This is a genomic window from Arthrobacter crystallopoietes BAB-32 (assembly GCF_000328305.2).
GTDB lineage: Bacteria > Actinomycetota > Actinomycetes > Actinomycetales > Micrococcaceae > Crystallibacter > Crystallibacter crystallopoietes_A.
Genome location: NZ_ANPE02000005.1, coordinates 1 through 5,338, shown reverse-complemented (window position 1 = coordinate 5,338; position 5,338 = coordinate 1). Strand labels below are relative to the sequence as shown.

Sequence of the window (5,338 nt, the reverse complement as noted above, 5' to 3'; positions counted from 1 at the left end):
CCTCGGCGGCGGCAAAAAGTACGTAGTGCTCCAGCATCAATTGCTCCTAGTCCTGGTTCCGCGGGATGCCGTTGAACGAACCGAAGCCGCCCTTGAAGAAGAGCAGCGGCTCCCCCGGCCCCTTCTCGCCGAGGTCGCGCACCCGGCCGAGGACCATGTAGTGGTCGCCCGCTTCGTAGACGTGCTCGATGCTGCACCCGATGAAGGCGAGGGCGCCGTCGAGCACCGGCGCTCCGGTCAGCCCGGGCTGCCAGTTGACGCCGGCGAACTTGTCTGTGCCGCTCTTGGCGAACCGCAGCCCCAGGTCCCGCCGGTCGGCGGGCAGGATGTTCGCGCAGAAGCTTCCCGTACGTTCGATCTGCGGCCAGGTCTTCGACGTCTTCTGGGGGCTGAACATCACCAGCGGCGGCTCCAGCGAGATGCTCACCAGGGACTGCGCGGTCATGCCCACAGGTCCTTCGGCGGTCTGCGCGGTCATCACCGCGACGCCGGTGCAGAAATTCCCCAGCACCGAGCGCATGGCCTTGGCCATCTGCTCCGGGTCGGCCTGCTCAATGGTCTTTTCTATGGTCAAAGTGCTGTTCATGATGTCCTCCTTGCGGGGATCAAAGGTGCGCTCTAGACGTGGACAGTGACGCCGCCGTCGGCCCCCAGCAGCAGGCGTCCGTAGACTTCCTTGCCCACCTGAGGAGTGGCGTGGGCATGGCTGCCGCCGGTGAGGGCATCCTGGTAGATGCGGTGCAGCGGGCTGGAGGCTAGGTAGCTGCCGGAGCCCGCGGCCTTCATAAGCTGATCGAGCGCGTCGCCGACCAGGGTGACGATGGTGCCGGTGTCGTTGCGGACCCGGGCGCGGATGACCTCGTCCAGCAGCTCACCCGCGGCTGCGGACTCGTCGATATCGCGGCACGCGCGGTGCATCAGCAACTCGGCGAGGTCGATCTTGGTCTGCGCGTCGGCAGCAGCCAACTGGTGGACCGGCGAATTGCGGGACTCGGTGTAAACGGTGCCCGTCACACCCTTGGTACGCATCCGCTCCAGTGCCAGGTCCAATGCTGCCTTGCCCAGGCCCACCTGGATAGCACCGAAGATGATCGTGCCCTTGGGAAGGAACGGAGCGCGAGTGGCTGGTTCGAGATCCTTCAATTCGGTGAGCAGTTCGCCGTCAACCATGTCTTCGAAGTACTGGACGCGGTGCTCCGGAATGAAAACGTCGTTGACGACGACGGTGTCGCTGCCCGAGCCCTTCAGGCCCATCGGGTACCAGCTGCGTTCGATCCCCCAGTCGCCCGGATGCACGATCGCCAGCGCGTGGCGCAGGCTCCCGTCCGGCTGCGGGGCCAGGAACCCGAGCATCGCGTGGGTGGCCACGTAGGAACCGGAGGCGAAGGCCCACTTGCCGGACATCCGGAAACCGCCCTCGGCTCGTTCCGCGGTGGTCATGGGGTTGAGGATGACGCACATCTTGGCCGACGCGTTATCTGCCCAGACCTCGTCCTGGGCCTGAACCGGCCAGGTGGTCGTGAACCAGTTGCCGATGTTGATCAGCATGGCGGACCAGGCTGCGGAACCGTCGCCCCGGGCCAGCTCGACCAGTACGTCGGCCAGCGTCCGGGTGGTGGCCTCGAAGCCGTCGTAGCGGCGCGGGATCGTCAGACGCAGCAGGCCTTCGGCTTCCATGCGTTCGACGGCGGCCGCAGCGACCTGCCCCTGGTCACCGTCAGCAGCGTGCTGGCGCAGGACCTCGCGCAGCGATGCCGCCCGTGCAACAAGGTCGGGCGCCGGCAGGTCGATGGTGGCGTCAGCCGTGGGAATAGCGGTCGTGGTCATGGGGATCTCCTGATGTTCGGAGGGTGTCCGGTGGTTTCAGTCACTCCATCCTGCGGAAGGCTCCCGGGTCCCACTACGTGCCGGAAGGTCAACGTTGCGCCGCTCACTGTGCGTTAGCTACCAGCCCGGCAACGGAAGGCGACCGGGTTGTGCACGTAGCACAAATCGTCCCTGTGTGTTTGGCGGCGGTAGACAAAGCGTTTGTCCGGAGAAGTGACATGGACCAAACTCAAGGGACCGCGAGGACGCGAGTTTCCGGAGGATTGATGAAACACACTTGGGTGTCCCTGTTGACGGCGGCAGAGCCCGCCCGCTTCTACAGTTCGCTCGGCTGCCGCAAGCGGGCCGAAGCGGCAGTGGGTCGAAGCGCAGTCATGTGGGCAGCAAGTATCGGGCAGCGCATGGCTGACAACATCCTCCAGGAGCTCACGGACTGGACCGGCGACCGGGATGACGAGGAGTTCGAAAGCCTTCGCCGGGCGACGGAAGCCAGCACCATCGATACTGTCGCTGCCCTATACACCGGAGACAAGAACTGGCTGGCCCAATCGACGGAACCCAGCGAAAACGTGGCCTTCTACGTGGCGCGAAGCATTCCCCTCGATCAAGTCGTCAGGAATGTCCACGCAGGCCAAACCTTTATTACCGATGAGCTGATGAATGCCTTGGAGCAGGCCGTGCCCGAGCATGAACGGCTAGCAACGGCGAAGCAACTGACCCGCGATGTTTCCGCCTGCTGGTCCAACTTTGTCCAAGCGCTATCGAAGCGTTACGCAGAAGAAACCGAGCGCCGCCTCAACAGCCAGAGCGGCCGCATTTCAGAAGCCATCCGCACCATCCTCCGCGACGAGGGCCCGCTCCCTGACGACGTCGCCGGGCGGCTTCCCTACAACCTCGGGCAGTTGCACACGGCCTTGGTGGTGTGGCTTGAAGGTGCTGATCCTGACACCTTCCGGCATTTCGCCTTCGAACAAGTCGCCGGCCAACTCGCACGGCTGACGCAGTCGAATGGAGGAACCCTGATTCACAACGAGGGCGTTCGACACGTCTTGATCTGGCTCGGTTCCCGTACGGCGTTCGACACCTCTCAGCTGGAGCTTTCGGGTACATGGCCGCCACACCTGAGGATTGCCGTCGGCAGCACGGGAAGAGGGGTGGCAGGATTCCGTCAAAGTCACCGCGAGGCGCTGGCCGCAGAGCGGGTCGCCCGGTTGGCCGGACCGGCAAGGACCGTTACCCGCTACGAAGACGTTGAGCTGCTCTCGCTCCTGCTCGCTGATCCCCGACAGAGCGCTGCCTTCGTTCGCCGTACCCTAGGACCCAAGCTCGCCACCGATGACGACCGCGCCCGGGAGCTACGCCGCACTCTTCTCAACTATCTGGACAACAAAGGCAGCCTCGCACTCACCGCCGCTGCCCTGCACACGCACCGCAATACCGTGGCCTACCGAATTCGGCAGATCAACGATGCGCTCCCTCCGACCGCACCCTCCTACCAGGTTCGGTGCGCCCTGGAACTCGCCGAAGTAGTCCCCGACATCGTCCTCAGCGACGAGATCCCGGATTTTTCCAGTGATGAAGCACAATCACGCAGCGTCTTCCGTCCACGATCCGCAACATCACGCTCCCGCGGCTCCCGCGACTCGCTTCCGATGACGCCTCCCAAAACAACAGCTTTCCGCCAGTAACGCGGACAATCCCTGTTGCCGAGACAGCACGTCATCCCGATGCTGTTTGTCGTTACGCAACAATTTTTGGGAGGAAATAAGCGACGAAGGAGCGCCGGAGAAAAATCCCGGGCCCGCAGCCGGGCGCAGCCCGGTTGACGGTGCGCAGCGGGCACGTACGATCCGAAGGACAGCAGCCAAAAACGAATGCTCTTAACAGTCCGAGCGCAGCGAGGCCCGCTCCCCGATGCGAGCAAACGAGTATCGGACCCCTCGTCCGGGCCGGCTCCGTCCGGCCCGGACAGCACTCTGCCGGAAGAAACCCGCCCATGACTGGTGCGTTCACTCCTGTGCGGTGAGTAGATACACGCCGCAGTTGGACGGGTGGGCAGTGCCCGGCCGCTCGGCCGGAGCACTGCCCCGCTCCCCTACTCTGTGGTGCCGATGATGATGGCCTCGACGTCGCTGGGCGTGTAACCCCACGTGACGAGCTGGTTCAGGTAGTCCCGGTGAACGTCACCGGGCCGGCGCCAGGAGTCCTTGTGGATCTGCTTTTCGTACCCTGCGCAGATCAGGGCCAGCAGGGCTGCCTCGGGGCGGGCATCGGTCCTGGCCACGTGGGCGCGGAGCGGGTTCCAGTCATCGTTTTTGACGCCGGCCATCTCGGCGGCGGTCTTGCTGTCGTAGCCGCTGGCCGTTTCGGGGTGATGGGTCAGGGCGTGGACGGTGAAGTACTGCCAGCCCTTTGGGGAGCTCTTGCGGGCCAGCAGGGTTTTGACCCATTCCCTGCGGACCTTGGTGGCCGATTCCATGGCCTTGTTGTTGGCGATCAGGGTTCGCCGCTCGGCCTTCTGTTCCTCGGTCATGGGGCCTTTCCGGGCCTGCCCGCCGCCGTCGTACCGCTCGTACTTCGGGGTGAAGCCAAGGTCCTTCCACCCGGTGATTACGGGCACGGCGCGGTGCCCGCCCCGGTAGTCGGTGACGATCTGGACGGCGTTGGCGTCATCCTCGGTAGCCGGTCCGCCGTCGGCCCGGTTCAGTGCGTCGACCCGGATGGCCTCGCTGTCGGCGTAGTGTCCCGCCTCCTCCACAATGGTGGTTCCCTGTGCCTGCAGTTCGGCGGTCAGCCGGGCCAGGTCCTGCTTGGATCCGCGGTCATCGCGCAGGCGTTGGGCGATGTGCTCCAGGTACTGCGGCTCGTCCCGGATCACGGATTCCAGTTCCTCGGTGGCGTCCTGATCGCCGTCGAACTCTGCCAGCACCAGGGCCTGCCCGATGGTGTAGCCGTTGTGGAGGGCCTGCGCTCCGGCGGTGCTGGAGCGGGCCTTGAGCGCGCTTTCCACGATGGCCTTGGTCTTGCCGGTCTTCCGGGCGATGTCGGCGGCCGGGACGCCGATCAGCGACAGCTGGTGGTACGCATCGGCTTCATCGGCCTCGCTCAGCTCGGCCCGCTGGACGTTCTCGACAACCTGCGTGACGATCCGGTCGGCTTCATCGGGGCTGGAGACGATCATGACCGGAATGGTCCCGAGCCCGGCCTCGACGGCCGCGAGGGTCCGGCGCTGGCCCATCAGCACATGAACCGTGCCCTCGTCCCGGCGGTGGGCGATGACGGGTTCGAGCACACCGAGGTCCCGGATGCTCTCCACGAATTCGGGCGTCAGGGCGGCGATCTTGCGGACATTCACGTCGATCGTCAGCGATGCCGGGTCAAGCAGCTCCAGTACAGGGGTTGCGTTCATGGTTTATGTGCTCTTTTGGCGAGGTGGCGGGGAGTCGGGCAGCGGATCTGTACCAGCCGGCTTGTGCCCTTTCCCTCCCCCGTTGTTTTTTGCCTGCTTGGC

General features: G+C 64.9%; 4 protein-coding genes. 1 reads left to right on the top strand and 3 read right to left on the bottom strand.

The window, feature by feature from the left end; all coding sequences use genetic code 11:
* Positions 1 to 46 precede the first annotated feature (46 nt).
* Positions 47 to 586, bottom strand: coding sequence for a flavin reductase family protein (locus D477_RS00100; protein ID WP_005266082.1), 540 nt, complete (start codon positions 584 to 586; stop codon positions 47 to 49).
* 32 nt (positions 587 to 618) lie between these two features.
* Positions 619 to 1,827, bottom strand: a complete 1,209-nt coding sequence (locus D477_RS00095) for an acyl-CoA dehydrogenase family protein (protein ID WP_005266081.1) — start codon at positions 1,825 to 1,827, stop codon at positions 619 to 621.
* 401 nt (positions 1,828 to 2,228) lie between these two features.
* On the opposite strand from D477_RS00095, the gene D477_RS20930 reads away from it, so the two are divergent.
* Positions 2,229 to 3,515 (top strand): PucR family transcriptional regulator, encoded by a 1,287-nt coding sequence (locus D477_RS20930; protein ID WP_005266080.1) that lies wholly within the window; start codon positions 2,229 to 2,231, stop codon positions 3,513 to 3,515.
* A gap of 407 nt (positions 3,516 to 3,922) precedes the next feature.
* On the opposite strand, the gene D477_RS00085 is transcribed toward D477_RS20930, so the two are convergent.
* The gene (locus D477_RS00085; protein WP_005266079.1) at positions 3,923 to 5,236 is read right to left on the bottom strand and encodes a ParB/RepB/Spo0J family partition protein; all 1,314 of its coding nucleotides are present in this window, start codon (positions 5,234 to 5,236) and stop codon (positions 3,923 to 3,925) included.
* Positions 5,237 to 5,338 lie beyond the last annotated feature (102 nt).